This is a genomic window from Lacinutrix chionoecetis (genome assembly GCF_053604665.1).
The window spans coordinates 375,792-400,187 of the sequence record NZ_JBSHNQ010000087.1 but is presented as its reverse complement, the minus strand read 5'-3'; the positions used below and the strand labels follow the sequence as shown (position 1 = coordinate 400,187).

The 24,396-nt window shown below is 32.9% G+C and carries 20 protein-coding genes; 6 read left to right on the top strand and 14 right to left on the bottom strand.

Translation table 11 applies throughout. From position 1 onward, the window contains the following. From ACVC43_RS16710 to ACVC43_RS16695, 4 genes are all read right to left on the bottom strand, one after another. Positions 1-1,119, bottom strand: a 1,119-nt coding sequence (locus tag ACVC43_RS16710; protein WP_452225687.1) for a fibronectin type III domain-containing protein, incomplete at its 3' end; no start/stop codon positions are given. Between the two features lie 175 nt (positions 1,120-1,294). Next, on the bottom strand, positions 1,295-2,332 hold the full coding sequence (locus tag ACVC43_RS16705; RefSeq protein ID WP_452225686.1) for an aldo/keto reductase: 1,038 nt from the start codon (positions 2,330-2,332) through the stop codon (positions 1,295-1,297). A gap of 83 nt (positions 2,333-2,415) precedes the next feature. Then, on the bottom strand, positions 2,416-3,375 hold the full coding sequence (locus ACVC43_RS16700) for an OmpA family protein (protein ID WP_452225685.1): 960 nt from the start codon (positions 3,373-3,375) through the stop codon (positions 2,416-2,418). Positions 3,376-3,430: 55 nt separating this feature from the next. Continuing rightward, the gene (locus ACVC43_RS16695; protein ID WP_452225684.1) at positions 3,431-4,192 is read right to left on the bottom strand and encodes an exodeoxyribonuclease III; all 762 of its coding nucleotides are present in this window, start codon (positions 4,190-4,192) and stop codon (positions 3,431-3,433) included. Positions 4,193-4,314: 122 nt separating this feature from the next. Between ACVC43_RS16695 and ACVC43_RS16690 the strand changes: the two genes are divergently transcribed. Further along, on the top strand, positions 4,315-7,752 hold the full coding sequence (locus tag ACVC43_RS16690) for a hypothetical protein (RefSeq protein WP_452225683.1): 3,438 nt from the start codon (positions 4,315-4,317) through the stop codon (positions 7,750-7,752). Positions 7,753-7,911: 159 nt separating this feature from the next. Further along, the gene (locus ACVC43_RS16685; protein WP_452225682.1) at positions 7,912-8,475 is read left to right on the top strand and encodes a DUF3575 domain-containing protein; all 564 of its coding nucleotides are present in this window, start codon (positions 7,912-7,914) and stop codon (positions 8,473-8,475) included. A gap of 85 nt (positions 8,476-8,560) precedes the next feature. Here ACVC43_RS16685 and ACVC43_RS16680 read toward each other — a convergent pair whose 3' ends face one another. From ACVC43_RS16680 to ACVC43_RS16665, 4 genes are all read right to left on the bottom strand, one after another. Next, entirely contained in the window at positions 8,561-10,105 is a 1,545-nt protein-coding gene (locus ACVC43_RS16680) for a glycine--tRNA ligase (RefSeq protein WP_452225693.1), read from the bottom strand. Between the two features lie 63 nt (positions 10,106-10,168). After that, on the bottom strand, positions 10,169-11,077 hold the full coding sequence (locus tag ACVC43_RS16675) for a hypothetical protein (protein ID WP_452225681.1): 909 nt from the start codon (positions 11,075-11,077) through the stop codon (positions 10,169-10,171). Positions 11,078-11,219: 142 nt separating this feature from the next. Next, complete coding sequence (locus tag ACVC43_RS16670; RefSeq protein ID WP_452225680.1) at positions 11,220-12,125, bottom strand: hypothetical protein; 906 nt, start codon at positions 12,123-12,125, stop codon at positions 11,220-11,222. A gap of 162 nt (positions 12,126-12,287) precedes the next feature. After that, positions 12,288-13,220 carry a hypothetical protein gene (locus ACVC43_RS16665; RefSeq protein ID WP_452225679.1) on the bottom strand — a complete coding sequence of 311 codons (933 nt, stop codon included), beginning with the start codon at positions 13,218-13,220 and terminating at the stop codon, positions 12,288-12,290. Between the two features lie 115 nt (positions 13,221-13,335). Between ACVC43_RS16665 and ACVC43_RS16660 the strand changes: the two genes are divergently transcribed. Next, the gene (locus tag ACVC43_RS16660) at positions 13,336-14,013 is read left to right on the top strand and encodes a ComF family protein (RefSeq protein ID WP_452225678.1); all 678 of its coding nucleotides are present in this window, start codon (positions 13,336-13,338) and stop codon (positions 14,011-14,013) included. Between the two features lie 116 nt (positions 14,014-14,129). Beyond that, a complete protein-coding gene (locus ACVC43_RS16655) occupies positions 14,130-15,743 on the top strand; it encodes an Ig-like domain-containing protein (RefSeq protein WP_452225677.1) in 1,614 nt (537 codons plus the stop codon). Here ACVC43_RS16655 and ACVC43_RS16650 read toward each other — a convergent pair. Genes ACVC43_RS16650 through ACVC43_RS16640 form a run of 3 tightly spaced genes read right to left on the bottom strand, consistent with a single transcriptional unit; the run spans position 15,727 to position 18,188 of the window. Continuing rightward, the gene (locus ACVC43_RS16650) at positions 15,727-16,509 is read right to left on the bottom strand and encodes an amidohydrolase (protein WP_452225676.1); all 783 of its coding nucleotides are present in this window, start codon (positions 16,507-16,509) and stop codon (positions 15,727-15,729) included. The two genes, ACVC43_RS16655 and ACVC43_RS16650, sit on opposite strands and share 17 nt — an antisense overlap. Before the next feature lies 1 nt (position 16,510). Continuing rightward, entirely contained in the window at positions 16,511-16,993 is a 483-nt protein-coding gene (locus tag ACVC43_RS16645; RefSeq protein WP_452225675.1) for a hypothetical protein, read from the bottom strand. A 40-nt stretch (positions 16,994-17,033) separates the two neighbouring features. Further along, positions 17,034-18,188, bottom strand: a complete 1,155-nt coding sequence (locus ACVC43_RS16640) for a methionine aminotransferase (protein ID WP_452225674.1) — start codon at positions 18,186-18,188, stop codon at positions 17,034-17,036. Positions 18,189-18,274: 86 nt separating this feature from the next. Between ACVC43_RS16640 and ACVC43_RS16635 the strand changes: the two genes are divergently transcribed. Next, positions 18,275-20,362 carry a S46 family peptidase gene (locus ACVC43_RS16635; RefSeq protein ID WP_452225673.1) on the top strand — a complete coding sequence of 696 codons (2,088 nt, stop codon included), beginning with the start codon at positions 18,275-18,277 and terminating at the stop codon, positions 20,360-20,362. A gap of 358 nt (positions 20,363-20,720) precedes the next feature. Here ACVC43_RS16635 and ACVC43_RS16630 read toward each other — a convergent pair whose 3' ends face one another. The 3 genes from ACVC43_RS16630 to ACVC43_RS16620 form a co-directional block, all read right to left on the bottom strand. Then, complete coding sequence (locus ACVC43_RS16630; protein ID WP_452225672.1) at positions 20,721-21,014, bottom strand: GIY-YIG nuclease family protein; 294 nt, start codon at positions 21,012-21,014, stop codon at positions 20,721-20,723. Between the two features lie 442 nt (positions 21,015-21,456). After that, a complete protein-coding gene (locus ACVC43_RS16625; protein WP_452225671.1) occupies positions 21,457-22,152 on the bottom strand; it encodes a LytR/AlgR family response regulator transcription factor in 696 nt (231 codons plus the stop codon). Between the two features lie 86 nt (positions 22,153-22,238). Continuing rightward, the gene (locus ACVC43_RS16620; RefSeq protein ID WP_452225670.1) at positions 22,239-23,216 is read right to left on the bottom strand and encodes a sensor histidine kinase; all 978 of its coding nucleotides are present in this window, start codon (positions 23,214-23,216) and stop codon (positions 22,239-22,241) included. 179 nt (positions 23,217-23,395) lie between these two features. On the opposite strand from ACVC43_RS16620, the gene ACVC43_RS16615 reads away from it, so the two are divergent. After that, positions 23,396-24,286: a hypothetical protein gene (locus ACVC43_RS16615; protein ID WP_452225669.1), complete on the top strand. Its 891-nt coding sequence runs from the start codon at positions 23,396-23,398 to the stop codon at positions 24,284-24,286. Positions 24,287-24,396: the final 110 nt, after the last annotated feature.

Here is a 24,396-nt window from a genome sequence, read left to right as displayed (position 1 = left end):
AGAATTGGCTGGTCCTGTGCCTGTAGAATTGGCTGCTGGGTTTGTAATACGCCAGTTACCATTAGCACCTCCAAAACCTGTACCTGTCCATCCTGTTGGAGCAACACCTGGAGTGTCTCCAAAACCTTCTGTAAATATGGTAGTAGAATTTCCTGTAGCACATGTAACGCCTACTGGTGTTGGTGGTGGTGTATTAAATGTTGTAAAGTTTACAGGGCCTGTCCAGATGCTATTACCATCTGCTCCACCACAATTTGCTCTAATATAAACTTCGTAAGCTGTACTTGGTGTTAATCCTGTTGCTGGATAAGGCATATTACTCATTGTTGAAACGCCTGTATCTGTATCTGCTGGAGCTCCTGTTCCTGCTGTTTGTACTATAATTTCCCATGTGGTTTCTGCGCCACCTGCAGTCCAGTTTATATCGGCTGCAGATTCACTTAACGTCGTTGCTGTAATCCCTGTTGGACTCGGACAGCTTACATTAAAGATAGAGATATCATCGAAAGCAACGCCTTCGTCTGGTACTGATCCATCTGATCCAAATGCAAAACGAAATTGTACACTCGTTTCTCCTATTAACCCTGTCAATGGATGAATAGCTGTTACCCAACTACCAGAACCATTATTTGTGCTATTACGTCCAGACCACCCTTCTTGCTGGCCACCTGGATTACCATTTATTGAATTATCTGTATACCAGTTTCCATCGTCACCAAAAGCACCAACATTAACCCATGTGGCACCTCCATCTATTGAAGATTGTAAAACCATACCATCCCAGCTAAACTCTGAATTCCACCAAATACTTAGCGAAATAGATGGCGCTGCCAATGAAGACAAATCGAATACAGGACTTGTAACTGTAGACGATTCATTATTATTATAGTTACCTGTTAAATTGGTCACCCACGAGTTAGTCCCAGAAGCAGCACTGTTAATAACAGTTGCAGCTGGTGTTCCTAAAGTCCAAGTACCATTTGTTGCGTTATCTGCTGTCCAACCACCATCACCAGATTCGAAATCTTCGGTGTATGGATAGGTTGTAATTTGCGCGTGGACTATATGACCCAAAAATAGAACCATAACAGCCAATAGAAGTGTAATTTTTCTCATCATTGCTAATTCAATTAGTTTAAGTAATTGACTAAACTAAAAAAAAATACAATCTCAATTCAAATAACATTACTATTATAGATTAAATACTTTTATTAACGATTAAAAGAGAATCCTTTTAACATTATCCTACAGTGATTTTGTTAAACCAGGAAAGAATGTAAGAAATTAATTTTTATCAAGGAGCAGGATTAGGTATTTCACTATGAATCTCATTTATTTTATCCATAATTTCATTACTCAAAAAAAGATTTACACTATCAATATTTTCTTTAAGCTGTTCCAAATTTGTAGCTCCAATTATTGTGCTTGTAAGAAATTCTCTTTGATTTACAAACGCTAAAGACATTTTAGCAAAAGTCATGTTATTTTCTTCTGCTAAATCCATATATCGTGTAGCTGCTTTTGTAGCTTCCTCACTGCTATATCTCGCAAATCTGGGAAACAGTTTAAGTCTTGAGTTTTTAGAAGCTGATTTCTTAATATATTTCCCAGAAAGTACACCAAATGCCATTGGGGAATATGCTAACAAACCAATGTTTTCACGCATAGAAATTTCTGCCATATCACCTTCATAAACACGATTAATTAAAGAATACGCATTTTGAACTGTGATTGGTTTAGGTAGATTGTTCTTTCTTGATTCTTCAATGTAGCGCATTGTTCCCCAAGCTTTTTCGTTAGATAAACCAATATGGCGAATTTTACCAGATTTTATAACTTCATCTAAGCTTTGTAAAACTTCTCTAAAATTATCTTCCCACTTATCATTCGAGTTATGCTTGTAATCCCTTACTCCAAAAGTGTTCGTTTCCCGTTCTGGCCAATGGAGTTGAAATAAATCGATGTAATCTGTTTGCAACCTCTTAAGTTCATTATCTACGGCGTCATTAATTCCTTGTTTGTCGAAGCCCGATGTTCTAATGTGAGCAGTGTAGTCACCAGTTCCAGCAATTTTTGATGCTAAGACTATTTTATCCCTATTTCCTGATTTTTTTAACCAACTTCCAATAATCTTACTCGTTGCTCCTTGTGTTTTAGGTTCGGCAGGAACTGGGTATAATTCGGCTGTGTCAATAAAATTAACGCCTTGATCTAAAGCATAATCTAATTGCTTATGTCCTTCTGCTTCTGTGTTTTGGTTACCCCAAGTCATAGAACCTAAACAAATTTTGCTTACTTTAATGTTTGTATTTGGTAGTGTGGTATATTTCATAAATAGCTTTATTTTTCATAAATATAAAAAGACCTTTCTTTTAAAATGAAAAGGAAAGGTCTAAATGTTTGTTAAGTTTTAGGCTATATCTCGTTTAGCAATTTTGAGATCTCATCTAACTTAGGTGTTAAAATTACTTCTATCCTTCTGTTTTTGGCTTTACCTTCAGCCGAATTGTTATTGGCTATTGGCGCAAATTCTCCGCGTCCAGCAGCAGTTAAGTTTTCTGGATTAATTTTTTTGTTCTCTCTTAAAATTGTTACTATCGCTGTTGCTCTTTTGGTCGATAAATCCCAGTTTCCTGTAATTTGTCCTGAACCAGTATAAGGTGCATTATCTGTATGCCCTTCTATTAAAACTGCAATTTCCGGATTATCGCCTAAAACGCTACCTAATTGCTGTACTGCTTTTTTACCTTCTGTTCCAACTGCCCAACTTCCAGAATTAAAAAGGAGTTTATTCTCCATAGAAACATATACTTTTCCATTGCGTTGCTCTATGGTTAATCCTTTCCCTTCAAAATCTGTTAGCGCTCTTGTAATGGCGTCTTTTAAAGTTGTCATCTCTGCCTCTTTGGCTGCAATTACACTTTCAAGCTCTGCAACTCTATTTGATCTTGCTTCTAATTCTTTTTTAAGCGTTTCCAGTCTTAAATTTTCGGTTGCTAACGCTTGTTCTTTAGCTTCTAACTGCGCTAATAGTTCTCTGTTTTTTTTAGAATTTGCAGCAATGGCACTCGAACTGTTAGCGTCTAAAGCGTCGTAAGACGCTTTTAAATTATCTAAATTTAATTTAGCAGCATTGTAATCGTTTTGTAATTTATCTCTTTTAGCTACAGCTTCATTATAGTTTTGTTGAAGTTTAGCTAATTGATTTTCTGCTTTATTTTTTTCATTAAGAAGCGTACTGTTCTCGTCCTGCAAGTTTCGGTTTTCCTTTTTTAATGTGGCATATTTATCTTCTAAATCTTTATACACTTTTGGAGACACACATGACGTGATTGCAATTAAAACTATGACTAAGAGTGTTGCTTTGCTTTTCATTTGGGAAATTTTTAATTATTTTGTTTACTTAAATAAGTTTACTGTTTTTAATTTTTTAACTTTCTAACTCTAATAATATTGGACAATGGTCACTATGTTTTGCTTCTGTTAATATAACGGCTCTTTTTATTTTTTCTTGTAACGGTTTTGTAACCATAGCATAATCTAAACGCCAACCTTTATTATTTGCTCTGGCATTTGCCCTGTAACTCCACCAACTATATTCTACTCTTTCAGGGTTTAAATAACGAAAAGAATCTATTAAGCCACTGTTTATAAAATTACCAATCCACTCGCGTTCTACAGGTAAAAAACCTGAAACATTTTTCATTTTTGGGTTGTGAATATCTATCTCCTCATGGCAAATATTATAATCGCCACAGATTACCAGATTTGGTATGCTTACTTTTAAATCATTAATATAATCTTGGATTTCTGCCATGTAATTAAGTTTAAACTCTAACCTGTCCATATTAGTACCAGAAGGCAGATACATACTCATAACAGATAAACCATCGAAATCTGCACGCAGGTTTCTGCCTTCAAAATCCATAGTACCTATTCCTGTTCCATAAGCTACGTGCTTTGGTTCTATTTTACTTAAAATGGCAACACCGCTGTACCCTTTTTTTTGGGCACTGTACCAGTAATTGTATTTGTATCCTGCAGCTTCAAAAAGCGACACATCTAATTGCTCTTTCATAGCCTTAATTTCCTGTAAACAAACCACGTCTGCATTAGTACTTTTTAGCCATTCTATAAAACCTTTATTAATTGCAGCTCGTATACCATTAACGTTGTAGGAGATGATTTTCATAATGTTCTGTTTCTATTTCAGCTAAAATAAATAATGCGTTACTTTTACAACATCAATTTATTCTTAAATTAATCACAAACTATCAACAAAATATAATTCCAAGTTTTTAGTTTAAGTACTATATGAAATTAACAATTACTCTTTTTCTTTTTTGCATCTCACTGGTAGCACTCTCGCAAGAGCGTTATGAGAGTTTAAAGCAGAAAACCGTCGCTGTAAGCGATACTGTTGTAATTGATAGTGTGAGTATAAATCCCAAGAATTTTTCGGTTAAATTAAAAGACTCCACGAGTATAGATTCCTCCTTTTATACCATCGATTTCCCAAAAGCCATTTTAACGTTTAAAAAGAACATTGAAGCAGATTCTATAATTATTAATTATTTAAAATATCCAGAATTTTTAACCAAAATCTATAGACAATTTGACGAGGCCGTAATTGTAGAAAATAACAGTAATCTTAATAAACTGTATAAAATTCAACAATCTAATACAGAGAATAAATTCACTCCTTTTGATGGATTAACAACCAGCGGAAGTATTTCGCGTGGTGTCACTATAGGTAACAATCAAAATTCGGTTTTAAATAGCGAATTAGACTTACAAATTACTGGAAAATTAAATGATAATGTATCGCTAAGAGCTTCTATACAAGATGCAAATATACCCTTACAGGAAAGTGGATACTCTCAACGTTTAGATGAATTCGACCAAGTTTTTGTCGAGATTTTTAGCGACCGATGGAATATTCGCGCTGGAGACATAGATTTGGTAAACGAGAACTCTTATTTTGCTGAGTTTTCAAAACGTGTTCAAGGGCTTTCGGTTAAAACTAGATTAGGCGATGATGATGCCATAACTAATCTCTTTGCTTCTGGAGCATTAGTGCGTGGGCAATTTACAACAAGCCAATTTACAGCACAGGAAGGGAACCAAGGTCCCTACAAATTGCAAGGTAATAATGGCGAGTTATTTGTACTTATTGTTTCGGGTAGTGAAACGGTTTATGTAAACGGAATTGTAGTAAACAGAGGCGAAACCGAAGATTACATTATAGATTACAATGCAGGAGAGATTATATTTAATTCTACTTTTCCTATTACCAGCGAAATGAGGATTACCGTAGATTATCAATTTAGCGATAGAAATTATTCGCGGTTGGTGGCTTATGGAGGTGGAACATACCAAACTGAAAAATTTAAATTAGGTGCTTCGGTTTATTCTGAAAATGATGCCAAAAATAATCCATTACAGCAAAATTTATCGTCTGAGCAGGTTGCAATATTAGGAGAAGCAGGAGACGATAGATCTCAAATGGTGGCACCATCAAGTGTACAAGAAGCCTTTAATGAAAATAGAATTTTATATAAAAAAGAGATTGTAAACGGTGTTGAAGCTTTTGTTTTTTCTAATAATCCAGATGACACCTTGTTTAGTGTTCGCTTTACCAATGTGGGTGATAATCAAGGTAATTATATAATAAGCAGTATTAATGCAATAAATACTATTTACGAATACGTAGCACCTGTTCTGGGCGTGCCACAAGGAAATTTTGAACCAATAGTGCAATTGGTTGCGCCTGTTAAATTACAAGTTGCAGTGGTAAACGGTAGTTATACACCAACTGAAAAAACAAACATTAGTTTTGAAGTTGCTGGAAGCAAAAACGACTTAAACCTTTTTTCTGATATTGACGACGATAACAACAATGGTTATGCCGCTAAAATTAATATCAAGCAAACTTTAATTAAACAGGATAGTTTGTGGAATCTTGATGCTTTTGTAGATGGTGATTTTATTAAAAAAGAATTTAGAAATATTCAAGGCTTATACAATCCAGAATTTAATCGTGATTGGAATATTGATGCCACTACTACCAATGGGTTAAATACTAATTTTGGAGATCAAATTTTATTTTCGGCTGGCACGAGAGCCTTTCATACTAAAAAAGGTAAAACCAATTATTTATTTGAACATTTAGGCTTTTCTGATGGCTTTTCTGGCAACAGACATAGTGTAAATGCGAAATTGTTTTTAAATGAAAAATTATCATTCGCAACTAATACAAGCCTTTTAAATAGTAATGCATCGCAAACAACGTCCACATTTTTACGTACTTATAACGAGGCACGTTACAATTTTAAAAAGCAATGGGTAGGCGGAAGGTTTTCTGCAGAAAACAATGAACAAAAAGAAGTAGTAACAGATAGTTTTACAAACTTAAGTCAACGCTTTAAAGCTTACGAAGTTTATACAGGTGTTGGAGATAGCACAGGTGTTTTTGTAGAAATTGGATACAAATACAGGGTAAACGATAGTTTGAGAACCAACAACTTACAACGTGTAAACAACTCGAATACGTATTATTTAAACTCTCGATTAATAAAGAATGAGCGTACTAATTTGTCTTTGTTTGCAAATTACAGAACTTTAAAAAGTGAGGATGAAACTATTAAAGACGAACAGTCTCTAAATTCACGATTATTATACAGTCAGCAGTTTTTTAAAAATATCGTGAACTGGAATACTGTATTCGAGACTAATTCTGGAACACTACCACAACAGGATTTTACGTACGTTGAAGTAGAGTCTGGACAAGGTGCCTACACTTGGAATGATTATAATGGTAACGGAATTCAAGAATTAGAGGAATTTGAAATTGCCCAATTTCAAGATCAAGGACAATATATTAGGGTATTATTACCCAATCAGGTATTTATAAAAACACACCAAAACAGGCTAAGCCAAACGCTTACATTAAACCCAGCTAATTGGATTAATGAAGAGAGTAAAAGCAAAAAATTCTGGTCACACTTTTATAACCAAAGTAGCTATTTAATAGACCGCAAAATTAAGCGTGCAGGCAATACCTTTAATATAAACCCTTTTGAAAACGACGAAGACAACCAGCTTGGATTACAACTTAATTTCAGGAATGTACTATTTTACAATCGTGGTAAACAGCGCTATACTACTTCTTACACCTATTTAAGTAATCAATCTCGGAATGTACTTACCGTTGGCTTTATTGCAAATAATTTACGAAGTCATCAATTAAATTTTAACCATAAATTTGCAGCCAGCTGGCTTATAAACTTTCTTACTGGATTCGATAAAAATGAAAGTGAAAGCGAAAACTTTGTTTCTAAAAATTTTAAAATAGATGAAGAACGTTTTAACCCGAAACTTTCTTATTTATTAAATGATAATGTTAGGTTCGATGTGTTTTACCAGTATACCAATAAGAAAAATACTATTGGAAGTTTAGAAACACTTAACCAACAAAAATACGGCTTCTCTTTTGCGCTTAACAAAAACGTAAAATCTGCTATTTCTGGAGAGCTAAATATCTTCTCTAATACGTTTGAAGGCAATGCCAATTCTCCTGTTGGCTACCAGATGCTGGAAGGTTTACAACCAGGTAAGAATTTGACTTGGAGCATTTTGGCACAGCAAAAAATTACTAAATTTTTAGATTTGAATCTTACTTATTTTGGCAGAAAAACCGAAACAAGTAAAACCATACACACTGGAAATGTACAGTTGAAGGCTTATTTTTAATAACGTTTATACAGCAGAATGTATAGTTGAAAATGACGCCAAAAGCCTATGATTTCATGGCTTATTTTTGGTAATAATTTAACGCATAAATATGCAACTTTTTACATACATTCGTATTTATTTAAAAAAAGATTCTTATTAACTAAACTATAAATTATAATGAAAAAAATATTAGTATTTCCACTCCTGTTTTTTTGTCTATTTGCAGTTGCTCAAAATGACAATAAAGAAGCAAAAGCTACTTCGGATGAAAAAAACGAGATAAAAATTAATACGACCAATTTAATTATTTTCAGTTTTGCAGATGTTACGTACGAGCGCTTGTTAAATGAAGAATCTTCAGTTGGATTATCTGTTTTATTCAATTTAGGTAACAATGACGATTTTGATTTTGACTATTACAGAACATTCTCGGCAACAGGTTTTTACAGACATTTTTTTTCTAACAAATACGCTAAAGGATTTTTTGTAGAGGGCTTTGGTATGTTACACAAAGCAAAAGAAAGTGAATATATTCAGCCTGAAACTACTAACGGATTTGGACGTTATGATGATGTAGAATATACCGACTTTGCACTTGGTATCTCTGCAGGAGGGAAATTTGTAACTCCTCGAGGGTTTATTGCTGAGATATATTTAGGTATTGGTCGAAATGTCACTGGCTCAGACAGAGATACAGATTTTGTAGGACGCGGAGGGATTTCTCTTGGATATCGTTTTTAAAAAGGTTGATTTAAAAACAACAAAAACGCTCAAACAGTTATTGCTTGAGCGTTTTTTATTAAGATATTTTAGTCAAAGAGAATTATTATTTCATTTTTATAAGCCACGTTTTTACGTCAACTTCTTTTTTAATAATGTCTCTTAACTCTTCAATTTTTACACGGCTTTGTTCCATAGTGTCTCTGTGTCTAATGGTAACTGTATTATCTTCTAACGTATCATGATCTACAGTGATACAAAACGGTGTACCGTTGGCATCTTGTCTTCTGTAGCGTCTTCCAACAGCATCTTTTTCGTCGTAAGCAACATTAAAATCCCACTTTAAATCTTCTACAATTTGTTGTGCAATTTCTGGTAAGCCATCTTTTTTTACCAATGGTAAAACTGCTGCCTTAAAAGGCGCTAAAACTGCTGGTAATTTAAGCACTGTTCTGCTGGTGTTATTATCTAATTCCTCTTCTACAAGTGCGTTAGAGAATACTGCTAAAAACATACGGTCTAAACCTATAGAAGTTTCTAAAACATAAGGTGTGTAACTTGCGTTGTCCTCATGATCGAAGTATTGTAATTTTTTACCAGAAAATTCTTCGTGCTGTTTTAAATCGAAATCTGTACGCGAGTGGATACCTTCTAATTCTTTAAATCCAAATGGGAATTTAAATTCTATATCTGTGGCAGCATCTGCATAGTGTGCTAACTTTTCGTGGTCGTGAAAACGGTAATTTTCGGTTCCCATACCTAAAGATAAATGCCATTTCATTCTGGTTTCTTTCCAATGATCAAACCATTCTTTTTGTGTTCCTGGTTTAATAAAAAATTGCATTTCCATTTGCTCAAACTCACGCATTCTAAATATAAACTGCCTGGCAACAATTTCATTTCTAAAGGCCTTTCCTGTTTGTGCAATACCAAAAGGTATTTTCATGCGTCCGGTTTTTTGTACATTAAGAAAATTTACAAAAATACCCTGTGCCGTTTCGGGTCTTAAATATAAGTCCATAGCGCTATCTGCACTAGCACCTAATTTGGTACCAAACATTAAGTTAAATTGTTTAACTTCTGTCCAGTTTTTGCTACCGCTTAAAGGGCATCCTATTTCAAGTTCTTCAATAAGTGCTTTAACATCTGCCAAATCCTCTTTCTCAAGACTTTGCCCCATACGCTTTAAAATACTATCTATTTTTTCTTGATAGCCTAAAACACGAGGATTAGTGCTTATAAATTCTTCTTTATTAAATGCATCGCCAAAACGTTTCTCGGCTTTTTTAATCTCTTTTTCAATTTTAGTTTCAATTTTAGCACAATAGTCTTCTATTAAAACATCTGCACGGTAACGTTTTTTAGAATCCTTATTATCAATTAACGGATCGTTAAAAGCGTCTACGTGTCCAGAAGCTTTCCATGTGGTTGGATGCATAAAAATGGCTGCGTCTAAGCCTACAATATTATCATGCATTTGCACCATGGCTTTCCACCAATAGTCGCGAATATTCTTTTTTAACTCGACACCGTTTTGTGCGTAATCGTAAACAGCACTCAGGCCATCGTAAATTTCACTACTTTGAAATACGTAACCGTATTCTTTTGCGTGAGAGATTACTTTTTTAAATTTATCGTCTTGATTTGCCATAACTACAAAAATATAAAACCGCTCCATATTTGAAGCGGTTTTACAAAATATTTTCAGGTTTTTTTATTTTAATATTACAGACTTACTTGCAAGTATCTCACCATTATAAATAACGTTAACGAAGTAGGTACCTTTTTTAAGATTATCTGCTCCTTCATTTTCTATAATTGCGGAAACAACAGATTCTTCACCATTGTAATAAAAGCTTTTCTTTTTAGAATATATAAGTGATTTCTCTCCAAAACTTACTGTTCCTTGAGATGAGACAACAGTCATATTGGAATGTAGCACCTGAAAGTATAATGTTTTATTTCCTTTGGATAAATACTTGTTTTTAACAAAGGTAAATTCTACATGAAATTTTTTTGTTTTTCTGGCATATCTGGTATCTACTACTCTACCTTTTGAGGTTATTCTTTTTGTGCCTTTTACGTTTAAATTACTTATAAAAAGGGTGTTAAGGTGCTCTGTATCTGTATCTGAAACGTCCTCACTGTCATAGAATAGCTCATATTGGGAAGCCATTATATTTGTTAAAGAATCTCTGGTTTTCAAAATTTTTTTAAATTCATTTTTTTCTTTTCTCAGCTTATTGATTTCGTTTTCTTTTAAACCTGCATTAAAAAGTATTTGCGCGTTTTTTTTCTTTAGTTGTGCAATTCGAGATTTCAAATTATTGACTAACTGCTCATTAGGTTCCAATTTATTAATTGAGTCTATGGTACTAATTAGTTTTACTTTGGAGTGTTCAAGCTGTAATCTAAGAGTATCTTTTAGGAGTGATACAGTGTCATAAATATCTATCATCTCTGATAGTTCATAAAGCATGAGATTTTTTTCTTGCTCAAGCATGTAGTTTTCATCTTCAAGTTCCAAACGATTGGATATCATCGAGACAGACAATACAATAAATGTACATAGTGAAACTACTATTAAAAATCTGGAACTGCTAATTTGGGGAATTATTAACATGGAATTGAATTTATCTGGCTTAACGTAAGTAGGTTTTGAAAATTAGTAAAAAAAAAGATAATTTAGACCATAAATAATGAAAAAACACAAATGCGCCTTGATATAGCAAAGATTTGCATCAAGATTTAAAAGAATCTATGCGTTATTTTAGCTGGATGGTTGTTCTTCCTAATTTTTTGCCTTCATGAAATACACTAACAAAATATGCTCCTTTTGTTAAATTTTCTGACCCTTTATCTATTAAAGCACAAATTTTTAAATCTTCGTTATTATAGTCTACGGTTTCCTTAGCAGAATATATTAAAGACGTGTCGCCAAAGTTTAATGTGCCTTTGTCTGCAACTACATTCATTCTGGAATCTAAAACCTGAATATATAAATCCTTTGGTCCTTTCTCAAGCAGTTCGTTTCTAACAAGGGTAAAGCATACGTGAAATTGGTTTGTTCTATTAGCACTTTTGGTATCTACTATTCTTTTTGAGGACGTCACTCTTTTAACACCTTCTGCAACGATATTAGTAATAGATAACTGCTTTGCCTTTTCTAAATTTTTCTTTAGTTTTAAATTTGATTTAGCCAGCGCTTCATTTTTTACCTTTAGTCCGTTTGTTACTGTTTCGGTATTAACCAGACTACTTTCAATTTGTTTGGTTTGAATTTTAAGCGCCTTATTTTCTGCTTCTAAATCATCGACTATTTCAAGAATTTGTGCATTCTCTTTTCTTAGCACTTTTATTTGTGCTTTATACTTAGAAATTAAAGATACATTAGCTTTTAAGTGTTTAACAGAATCCAGAATTGTTGTTATCTTGGATTTCGTTTCTTCTAACTGCTTGGTAATAGATTCGTTTTTAATATCTATCGCTTCGTAACTCGAAATCATTTCAGATAATTCGTTCTCTACAAGACCTTTTTCTTGCTCAATAAACACCTGATTTTCTTTTATAGTATCGTAACTTATATAGCTGTAAGCGCCTAAAATTACAATGGCTACTACCAATGAACCAATAATTAATCTATAGTTAAATAATTGAGGGTTAACTATCATTTTAATTTAATTAATTCTCTAAGCTATAGAATTACATTCTTATTTAGAATATAAAGTCGATGAAATGAAAATTTAATTGTTGAACCTCATTGAAACAAAATAAAAAAAAGACAAGGAGCGATGTAGCTCTTTGTCTTTTTTACATAATAAAATTGAAATAAATTATTGCAGCGTAAATGTTGTGTTTTCTATTAACCCTTGATTATCGTATAACCCAACGTGGTAAACACCCTTTACAAATTCTTCATTTTCGTTCTGCTCTATAAAATAGTTAACTGCTAGCTCATCGTTTTGGTAATCGATAGTAATTTCTTTACTTTTAATTAAGGTTTCTCTGTTTCTAATGGTTACACTACCTCTGTCTCCAACAACATTGCTGTTTGGGTCAATAACCTGCATGTAATAAGATCTATTACCTTTTTCAGCCAGTTTGTTTTCTGGAATTTTAATTGAAACATTTAATTTTCTTGTTCTTCTTGCCCTATCTGTGGTAACGATACTATTATCAGACTTTATCCTTCTCACGGCTTCCACCAGTGTAATTTTAGGAAACACTAATGACGCTTCATCTATTTTATCGCTTAAGCCTTCGTTTTTCTGCTTTAATTTATTGTTAACATTATAAAGCTTACTTGCTGAAGCTTGATATTTAGATAATTTTATTTCAGATTGGTCTAATGCGTTTGCGTAATAATCGGCCTCTAATTTTAATATTTCATTTTCGTAATGGAGTTTTTCTACCAATTTAAGAATCTTTTTATTCTCGTTTTTAAGAACTTGTAGCTGTTTCTTATAATTAGTAACTAAAGCGATGTTAGGCTCTAAACTTTGAACAGAATCTAAAATACGTGTAATCTTTTCTCTGGATATATCCAATTGAATTTTGAGGCTGTCATTATCTACTTCAAGATTATGATATTCGACAATCATATCGAATAGTTCTGAAGCAACAGCATCATTTTCGTTGGTGAGATACGTGTCGAATTCCTCAAGAGAGGTGTAACTTTTGTAACTGTAAATTCCTAAAATAATAAGTATAGCGAATGCAGGTAATATTACTATTTTAAGACTATTGACTTGGGGGTAAATAATCATAGCGAAAAATTTGGTTATGTAAAAATACATATATTTATAAAACAATGTCAAAATGCTTATGTGTTTTCGATAAATTGTACAAAAAACTGTTAAAACATATAATTTTATCGACAAAATGCTAAAGTCATTATTAAATATTTTCTTTCCAGAGGTTTGCCAAGCATGTCATTACCAATTAATTGACAACGAGAAATGTGTGTGTACTTCTTGCAGACATAAATTGCCTTTAACCCATTTTCATCAAAATAATGATGACTTTGTGAATAAACTGTTTTATGGTAGAGCCAATATTGAAAATGGTACTGCTTTGCTCAGATTTGAAAAAAAAGGTATCGTGCAACAACTCATCCATCAATTAAAATACAGGGAACAACAAGAAATTGGAACTTTTCTGGGAGCATGGCTAGGCACCGAATTAAGCAATAATCCAAACTATAATACTATAGATATGGTAATTCCTGTGCCATTACACAAAAAAAAATTGCGAAGTCGTGGGTATAACCAAGTTACCAATTTTGGTCAAGAAATTGCAAAGGCTTTAAACGTTACTTACATTGATGATGTGTTAATAAAAATAACCAATACAACGTCTCAAGTATCTAAAAAGAGATTTGCCAGATGGAGTGAAAAAGACGATTTATTTGCCATTGTTAACTCAGGACAAATTGAAGGAAAACACATTCTTTTAGTAGATGACATCATTACTACAGGAGCGACCTTAGAGGCATGTATGCAAGAATTAAATAAAGCCAAGCACATAAAAATTAGCATTGCAACAATGGCTATTGCCTAAAATAAATAGTCGTTTTCAATACATAATGTTAAATTCTTAATAAATGAAAGGCTTAATACATCACTAAGTATGCTACTTTACAAATATGTTGTTATTTTGCAGACAAGTTTTAAAGTATGCAAAACAAATTTTATAATAGTCTTTTCTTTCTCACCATTGCTATAATTATTTTTAGTTGTGCAAACCGAGGCACACCAACTGGCGGTGAAAAAGATATCTTGCCTCCAATTATTGTTAAATCCGAGCCAGAAAATTATTCAACTAATTTTAAGGGCAAAGAGATTAGAATTTATTTTAATGAATACATTAAAACTAAAAACCTCACCAAGCAGCTGGTTATTTCACCACCAATGAATACGCAACCAAACATTACACCCTTAGGCACACCAAGTAAATACGTAACAATTAAAATTTTCGACACGCTACAACCTAACACTACGTATGCCTTTAATTTTGGCAATAGCATTGTAGATAATAATGAAGAAAACCCGTTTATTTATTACAGGTATGTTTTTTCTACTGGTGATTATATCGATTCATTATCGGTAAAAGGTGTTATTAAAGATGCTTTGACATTTGAAGTTGATGATTTTGTATCGGTTGGTTTGTATGAAAAAGACTCTACCTATTCAGATTCTTTAATTTATAAAAAAGAACCAAACTATATTACTAACACCTTGGACAGTACTACCAATTTTAAAATTGAAAATGTTAAAGCTGGTACTTATATGCTTCGTGCCTTAAGAGATGAAAATGGCGATAATAAATTTCAGCAAAAAAATGAAAAAATTGCTTTTTACGAAACACCAGTTGTTTTACCACGTGATACTGCCAAAATTTTTGAGCTTAAGTTGTTTGCCGAAAAAATTAATTACAGAGCATCTAAACCAAGTTTGGTTTCTGGAGAAAAAATAATTTTTGGCTTTGAAGGCGATTATAAAAACACCAAAATAGAACTGCTTTCTAAAGTAACTGATAGCTTTAAAGGACGTTATTATAAAAGTGAAAAGACCGATTCGCTTTACTACTATTATAACCCGAAGCTAAAAACCGATTCATTAATTTTTAAGGTTACTAATAATAAGGTCATAGATACGTTTACCGTTAGGCTTAGAGACAAAGCGCGTGATACCCTTACGGTAACCGGAAGCCCGAGAGGTACAATTGGGATTGAAAAAGATTTTTACGTTACTGCAAATATTCCTTTTCAAACTATAAATGAGAGTAAAATCTCAATTCGCGATAAAGACTCGTCGTTAGTAGATTTTAAAACTGCATACGACAGTTTAAAAAATAGCTATGCACTTAAATTTAATAAAACTGAAAATAACAGTTATAAAATACAATTGCTTCCAGATGCCTTAATCGATTTATTCGAAAACAGTAACGATACATTAAATTATTCGGTAAAGACACAGAACGTTTATAATTACTACAATTCCAGAATCATACTTGAAAATGCAACCTATCCGGTAATTGTTCAACTAACCACAAAAAACTACGAAGTAGTAGCCGAGCAGTATGTAGAAGAACCAAAACCTATAGATTTTAATTTTTTAGATCCTGGAAATTATTACATGCGTGTAATTTTTGATAGTAATAAAAATGGTAAGTACGATACTGGAGATTATTTAAATGGTATACAACCAGAACGCGTTAGTTATCATCCCGAAGAAATTGAAGGGCTTGCAGGTTTCGATGCTATTACAACATTTAAGTTGTTAGATTAAACGCATCTCTATCGTTTAAAAAACCTAAATATTTTCGATTTTTTTGAATGTGAGATTTGCTTAATGTCACAATATCTATAGACTCCTTATCGCTATTTTGCCCTGTAAGCTGTTCTCCTAAAACGTTATAAACAGCAGAATGTCCAGGATATTCATGGTTATTTCCATCCAAACCTACCCTATTAACACCAATGCTGTAACTCATGTTTTCTATGGCTCGCGCCTTTAATAAGGCATCCCATGCTGCAATTCGCTTTTTTGGCCAGTTGGCAACATAAAGCAGCACATCATAATTGGTTGTATTTCTAGCCCAAACAGGAAAACGAAGATCGTAACATATTTGCAAACAAATTTTCCAACCGTTAAACTCTACAACCGCTCTTTCGTTTCCAGCCGTATAAACTTTGTCTTCTCCAGCTAAAGAAAAGCTATGCCTTTTATCATACTTAAGAATCTCACCATCTGGTTTAACAAATAGCAAACGATTGTAATATTTTGAATCTTCAAAAATAACCACGCTACCCGTTATTGCTACTTGTTTTTCTTTTGCTAATTGTTGCATCCAAGAAATTGTTTCTCCTTTCATAGTTTCTGCAATAGCTTTTGCATTCATATTGAAACCAGTGGTAAACATTTCTGGCAAAATAATAACATCTACAGTTTGAGAAATAGCCTTAATTTCCGTCTCGAAATTAATACGGTTTTGTACTGCATTTTCCCAGACTAAGTTAGATTGAATTAACGCGACTTTAAGGTTTTCGGCCATGTTATAAACGCTTTAAACGTTTCTCTGCTTTAGCGATATTATCTCTAAGTTTTTCGAACTTTTTTTCCCACTTATCATGGTCATCTGGTGAGAGTTTTCCTTTTCTTTTTAAGCGTTCAAATTTCTTATTTTCTGAAGCATATCTGTCTTCAGCTTTCTCTAAATTACGCTCTGCTTTTTCTTTTGCCTTAATTGCTTTTTCTCTCTTTTTAAGCTCTTTTTCTGCTTGTTTTTGCTTTTTTTCGGCCTTTTCTTGTGCTTCTTCTGCTTTTTTTAATTCCTTTTCCTGTGCTTCAAGATATTCAAAACGGGTTTTTATTTCCTCTTGTGCTGTGGCTGTTAAAATTTCAGTTTGATCTTTGCCGTCCTTATACACTTTATTTCTTTTTACAGTATACGTTTCGTTATTGTAATTTATTTCCTGTGCATAGGCTAAGCTTGCACCAAACAGGAGCAATACTATTGTTAATTTTATTGTTTTCATCGTTATTCTATTTTAGAATTTATTAGTTTAATATACTAAATTATATGTTATTAATTATATCTGCGGCTTGTTTAATAGTCTCTTCGGTTTTTGCAAAACAAAAACGTAACACTTTATCGTCTCTATTATTATCGTTAAAAACCGATAATGGGATGGAAGCAATTCCATTTTCTACTGTCAATTTTTTAGCAAATGCAACATCATTTTCTTGAGTGATTTCAGAAAAATCTAACACCTGAAAGTACGTGCCTTTTGCAGGACTAAATTTAAAGCGCGAACCTTTAATTAAATTTAAGAATAAATCACGTTTTTCTTGATAAAATTGCGATAATTCCAGATAATTATTCGGCTCTTTTAAATAATCTGCCAAAGCTTTTTGTGTAGGATGATTTACACTAAACACGTTAAATTGATGTACTTTTCTAAACTCATCCATTAAAACTTTTGGAGCACAACAATACCCTACTTTCCAACCTGTATTATGAAAGGTTTTCCCAAACGATGCCGTGATAAAACTTCGTGCTTTTAAATATGGAAATTTACAGATGCTTTGATGTTGTAATCCATCAAAAATAATATGTTCGTAAACTTCGTCGCTCAATACAATACAGTTGCTATTTGTTGTTAGCTCTTCGAGGGCTAACATATCGGCTTTAGAAAACACAGAACCACTTGGATTTTGTGGTGTATTTATAATAATCATTTTTGTTTTAGCTGAAAATTTATTTTCAACCTCACGCCAATCTATTATATAATCTGGTGCATGTAATTGCATAGAAATGGTTTCTCCACCATTAATTTCTACAGCTGGCTCGTAACAATCGTACGCAGGACGAAAAATAATTACTTCATCATCTTGCCTTATAAAAGCTGAGATAATTGTATAAATAGCTTGTGTTGCACCTGCAGTTACTGTAATTTCGGTTTCTGGATTGTAGGAGGAATTATATAACAAATTCATTTTGTTTGCAATGGCTTCCCGCAATTGCATATTACCAGGCATTGGTGCGTATTGGTTATAATTAGCCTGCATGGCTTTAGTTACCAACTCTATAAGTTTGGGATCACTTTTAAAATTTGGAAAACCTTGAGACAAGTTAATTGCATTGTGCTTATTCGCCAAAGCACTCATTACAGAAAAAATGGTGGTGCCAACATTAGGCAGTTTTGAATGATGTTGTAATTCGTTTTTCATCTTCAAATAAATATAGTTAAATCCTGCTATTACACAGTTCTTTTAACTTATTTTTATATTTTAGTCACATCTATAAAATATACAATATGAAATTTTTAAAAATCTTAATTTTATTCATTACCATTAATGTTTCTGCTCAACAAGGTGGCATGTGGATTCCTTCGCTTTTAGAAGGAATGAACGAAGAAGAAATGACCAATCTTGGCAGTAAATTAACCGCAAAAGATATTTACGATGTTAATAATTCTAGTTTAAAAGATGCTATTGGGCATTTTAATGGTGGTTGCACCAGCGAAGTTATTAGCGATCAAGGTTTAATTTTAACCAACCATCACTGTGGTTTCGGACAAATACAATCGCATTCCTCTTTAGAAAACGATTACTTAAAAGATGGATTTTGGGCCATGAATCTGGAAGACGAATTACCAAACGAAAGTCTTTTTATAGAATTTATAGTTAGAATTGAAGATGTTACGGATCAAGTCTTAGCTGGCGTTAACGAGGCTATGAGCGAAAAAGAGAAGCAATCTCAAATAAGCAAAAATAGCAATGCAGTTGAAGCAGCCACAACAAAAGAGGCTTGGCAAGACACTAAAGTAAAATCGTTTTACAATGGCAATCAATACTTTTTATTTGTAACAGAACGTTTTGAAGATATTCGTCTGGTTGGTGCACCACCAAGTAGTATTGGAAAGTTTGGTAGTGATACAGACAATTGGGTTTTCCCAAGACATACTGGTGATTTTGCAATGTTTCGTATTTATGCCGATGAAAATAATAGACCAGCAAAATACAGTAAAGACAACAAGCCTTATAAACCAAAACACTTTTTGCCAATCTCTTTAGATGGTGTTGAAGAAGGCGATTTTACTTTAGTTTTTGGTTTTCCAGGAAGAACAAACGAGTATTTACCAGCAGTGGCAATAGAGCATATTACTAAAGAATTTAACCCAAGTAATATTGCTATTCGTGAAGCCGCTTTAAAGGTAATTGACGCTGCGATGAAATCGAGTGACGATGTAAGAATAAAATATGCTTCAAAACAAGCGAGAATTGCGAATGCCTGGAAAAAATGGATTGGTGAAAATTTAGGCATTGAAAAAAGTAATGCGGTTGCCGAAAGACAAAAATTTGAAGCAGAATTTACGCAAGCCTTAAAAGAAAAAGGGCTTGAAGACAAGTACGGAAACATTTTGCCAGAATTCGATAAACTATATAAAGATTTTGCTAATGTAAATATTAAACGCCGAAACTTTATTGAAGTGTTTATTGTTACTAACGAACTCATGCAAATGACTTATAGAGCTTACCAACTGGAAGAAGCAACGGAAGCCAATGAAGCTAACTTCGAGAAAGCTAGAGCTGCTTTAATTTCGCGATTAAAAAGCATACACAAAAATTACGATGTAAATGTAGATAAAGGCGTTTATCAAGCTGTTATGCCTAAGTATTCTTCGAATATAGATGTTTCAATTTATGATAAAACGGCATTTACTAATTTAGATTCTGCTTTAGAGTTGTTAAAAGGAAATGCTAAAGACGTTATTAAAAAGCTAAACAAAGATGCGGCTTACAAATATGCGAAACCAATTATAGAGGATTTTACGAAAAATATTGATACCGAGTTTCAAGAAAAAAATGAGGCAATTACTGCGTTACAAACCGAGTATATGACAGCTTTAATGCAAGCCTTACCAGAAGCACGTTATTTTCCAGATGCTAACAGTACATTACGTGTAACTTATGGTCAAGTACGTGGTTATTCGCCAAGAGATGCTGTGTATTACGAGCCTGTAAGTTACCTTGATGGTGTTATAGAAAAGTTTGTTCCTGGAGATTACGAGTTTGATGTGCCTAAAAAACTTCTTGATTTATACGAAACTAAGGATTATGGACAATACGCTGACAAAAACGGAAAAGTACCTGTGTGCTTTTTAGGAACCAACCACACCACTGGTGGAAACTCTGGAAGTCCTGCCATTGATGCCGAAGGTAATTTAGTCGGTTTAAATTTCGACCGTGTTTGGGAAGGCACCATGAGTGACATGAATTACGATCCGGAAATTTGTAGAAATATTATGGTAGATGCGCGTTATATACTTTTTATCGTCGATAAATTTGCTGGTGCAACACGATTAATTGATGAGATGAAATTGGTGCATCCAAAAAAGTAAACAGTAAACAGTTTCAGTTTACAATATTTTAGACCTCACAGGTTTTAAAAACCTGTGAGGTCTTATTAATTTTAAACATTTTGCAACTTCTCGATACAATTTTCTCATACTTCGAAAATCACTCGAAGTGACAGGCACACTAATTAAAAACTATACGTATTGTCAGTTCAAGTGACGTAACGTATGAGTGTTGTATTGAGAGCCTTTTAAAGGTGATTTCTTTAAATGACTTCGAAACTTCTCGATACAATTTTCTCGTGCCTCGAAAATCACTCGAAGTGACAAACATATTAATCAAAAAAAATACGTATTGTCAGTTCGAGTGACGCGACGCAGGAGCGTTGTATCGAGAACTTTTTTAATCTTTAAACTTCTTCTTTGAAAGGTTAGGTAACTTTTCAAACTCATTGTTTATTAATGCTTCTTTTTTCGCTCTTGACCATTTCTTTATCTTCTTCTCTGTATCTATTGCATGATTAGGATCAGTAAATTCAGCGTGGAATACTAACTTTACTGGTCTTTTTGAATAAGTATAACACTCTGGGTATTTTCCTGTTTTATGCTCTATAACTCTGGAGTGAAGTTTTGATGTAAAACCTGTGTAATAACTTTTGTCTGAGCACTCTAAAATATAAGTGTAATATATTTTCATATTTAAAGATAGTTATTAATACTTCTCGATACAATTTTCTCGTGCCTCGAAAATCACTCGAAGTGACAAACATATTAACTAAAAAGTGATGCTAATTGTCAGTTCGAGTGACGCGACGCAGGAGTGTTGTATTGAGAACCACTAGAATTATTCCTTTAAAATTATTTTGAAACTTCTCGATACAATTTTCTCGTGTCTCAAAAAACACTCGAAGTGACAAACATATTAACTATAAAGCAATGCGGATTGTCAGTTCGAGTGACGCGACGCAGGAGCGTTGTATCGAGAACCACTTAGAATTATTCCTTTAAAATTATTTTGAAACTTCTCGATACAATTTTCTCGTGCCTCGAAAATCACTCGAAGTAACAAACACATTAATCAAAAAAAAATACGTATTGTCAGTTCGAGTGACACGACGCAGGAGCGTTGTATCGAGAACCTATCCAATCCTCAACTTACCCAACAAATCTTGTTTAAAACTTCTCCCTATTGGTAATCTGTTTCCTGAAACGTATATTTCGTTTCCTGCAATTTTATCTACACAATTACTATTAATAATAAACGATTTATGAATTTGAATAAAATCGTTAACTGGTAATTTTTCTTTCCAATTTTTAAGCGAATCGATATACGATAGTTTCTGCGTTTTGGTAATTACAGTTATGTAGTTTCTATCGCTTTCAATGTATACAATATCGTTAATTACTATTTTATGATGGGTTTTGTCGACATTTAAAAACAAAGTTTCGCTTTTAGATTCTGCTGAAGAATTGCTGAGTTTCTGCGTAAAATGTTCGGCTTTATTGTAGGCTTTTAAAAAACGCTCGAATGAGAATGGTTTCACTAAATAATCGACTATAGTTTCCAGTTCGAAACTTTTTAAGGCATGTTCTGGATAAGCGGTCGTCATGATAATTGCTGGCGGATTTTTAATGGTTTTTATAAAATCTATGCCTGAGATATCTGGTAAATTAATATCTAAAAAAACCACATCCACGGTTTCGGTTTTTAAAAACGTATGAGCTTCAATTGCTGCTTTAAAAACACCTTTTAATTCCGCACTTGGTAACTTTCCTAAAAAATTTTTTAAGATGTTTTGTGCTGGTTTTTCGTCTTCTATTATGATGCAGGTCATTGTAATCGTTGTTAGACTGAACTTGTAGAAAAACTTAATTTTTTAATATTTAAACACACTTCGACAAGCTCAGTGTGACAAATAAGTTATTTCAAATTCAATTTTAAAGTAACTGTAAATTTATCAGATTTATCAATTGTAAAACTATAATTGTCTTTATAGATTAATTCTAATCGTTTTTCAAGGTTTTGTAAACCAATTTTAAAATCGGTTGAACTGACTTCACCTTTATTAAAATCGTTACTACAAATACACTGTAAAACACCTTGGTTTTCGGTTATTAAAATTGAAATATCACTATTTAGTGTGCTGTGTTTAAAGGCATTTTCTATAATGGTGATTAATAATAATGGTGCTACTTTTTGGGTAACGGATTGTATTTCGGTTTTATAAAAAATCTGCTTTACACCTTCGGTTCTAATGCGTTGAAATTTAATATAATTATCTAAAAACTGAAGCTCTTTTTCAAGCGAAATCGTTTCGGCATTACTTTCGTACAGCACATGTTTTAAATTATCGGAAAGCATTAAAATAAGTTCTGGTGTTTCGGTTGGTTTTTCTATAGCATAAGAATAAATTGTGTTTAAATTATTAAATAACACGTGCGGATTAATTTGCGATTTCAAGAATTTTAGTTCCATTTCTGTATGTTCTTTCTGGATTTTTTCAACTTCAATTTGCTTATCGATGTAGCGATACAGCATCCATATAAACGAGAAAAAAATAAGTGGCACTAAGGTTTGCCATAAGTAATCGCTAAGACATTTCATTATAGAACAGCCGCATTGTGCAAATTCATAGCAGTATAATTGTGTGGCAAAAAATGAAATGATTGCAAACACAAATACATAAGGTATGTACCATTTCTTTTTAACAAAAAAGGGCAACAATATTAAATTGTTTGCATAAACAATGACGACAAGTATTGATAAATACTGTAAAAAAGGATTCTCTTTCCAGTAATATTTTGAAAACACAAACAGCGAAACCAACACAAAAAGCATCCAAAACAAGATGTGTACTAAGGTTTGCGAACCGTGTTTTTTTATAAAAGATTGTTTCACAAATTGAAAATACAGAGAATTGTAATAACCATCAAAAAACAAAGTACAAAAACCGTGTTTGGCAATGCAAACAACCAAATAAACTTCAGTTTGCAACTTTAAGCTTGCCGTTTGTACATTTTTTTAGAGAACGACGGTTTCTAAAATTATTTTTGGGTTAATCATTTAAATTAAAAATCATGAAACGAACCGTTATTGTCATCGCATTATTATTTACCATTTTTAGTTTTTCGCAAACTTTAAATCAAGAAATACCTTACGGAGGAAATAAAGTTATGCTCGTAGGACAAATAAATAAAGAAGGCTTGAGCAAAGCGCCTTACAACGATTGGTTTAAAGAAAATTATGCCAATTATTTAACCAACGATAAATTAATTAATAAAATTAAAGATTCGCTAAACCAGTACACCATAAAAGCCTTTTTAGGCACTTGGTGTGGCGATAGTAAAAAAGAAGTGCCTCGTTTTTATTCTGTGTTGGAAGCTGCTAATTATCCTATTGAACAATTGGAAACATTTGCTTTAGACCGAAGCAATAAAGCCTACAAACAAGGCCCAAATGGTGAGGAAAAAGGCATGAAAATACACCGTGTACCAACCTTTATTTTTTACAAAGATGGAGCAGAAGTTAACCGTATTGTGGAGCATCCAGTAGAAACTTTTGAGCGTGATATTGAAAAAATTATTACTGGAAAACGTTATCATTCTAATTATTCGGGCGCCAATTTCATACAAGATTTATTAGAAGAAAAACCGATTGACGAATTGAAGAAAGATGAGAAAAACATCGTGCCACGTTTAGCAGAAATTGTTAAAGGTAGTCGCGAGTTAAACACGCTTGGTTATGTTTATTTATTTAGTGGTAGACTTGAAAAAGCACAATATATTTTTGAATTAAACACTAAAATTTTTCCTTACAAACATAATGTTTACGATAGTTTAGCCGAATATTATTTTGAAACTAAAAAATATACCGAAGCCTTAGCAAATTATTACAAAGTATTAAGTTTAAAACCTGATGATAAGCATGTATTGGAAATGGTTGAAAAGGTAAAACAAGCTATGAAATAGTGATTAAACTCCTCTTTAAATTTAGAGGAGAACTTTTTCAGATTTGTCAGTGAAATATACTTTAAAGGTATGCTTCAATTTAACTGAAGAATCATTTTTATTTTTGCTTG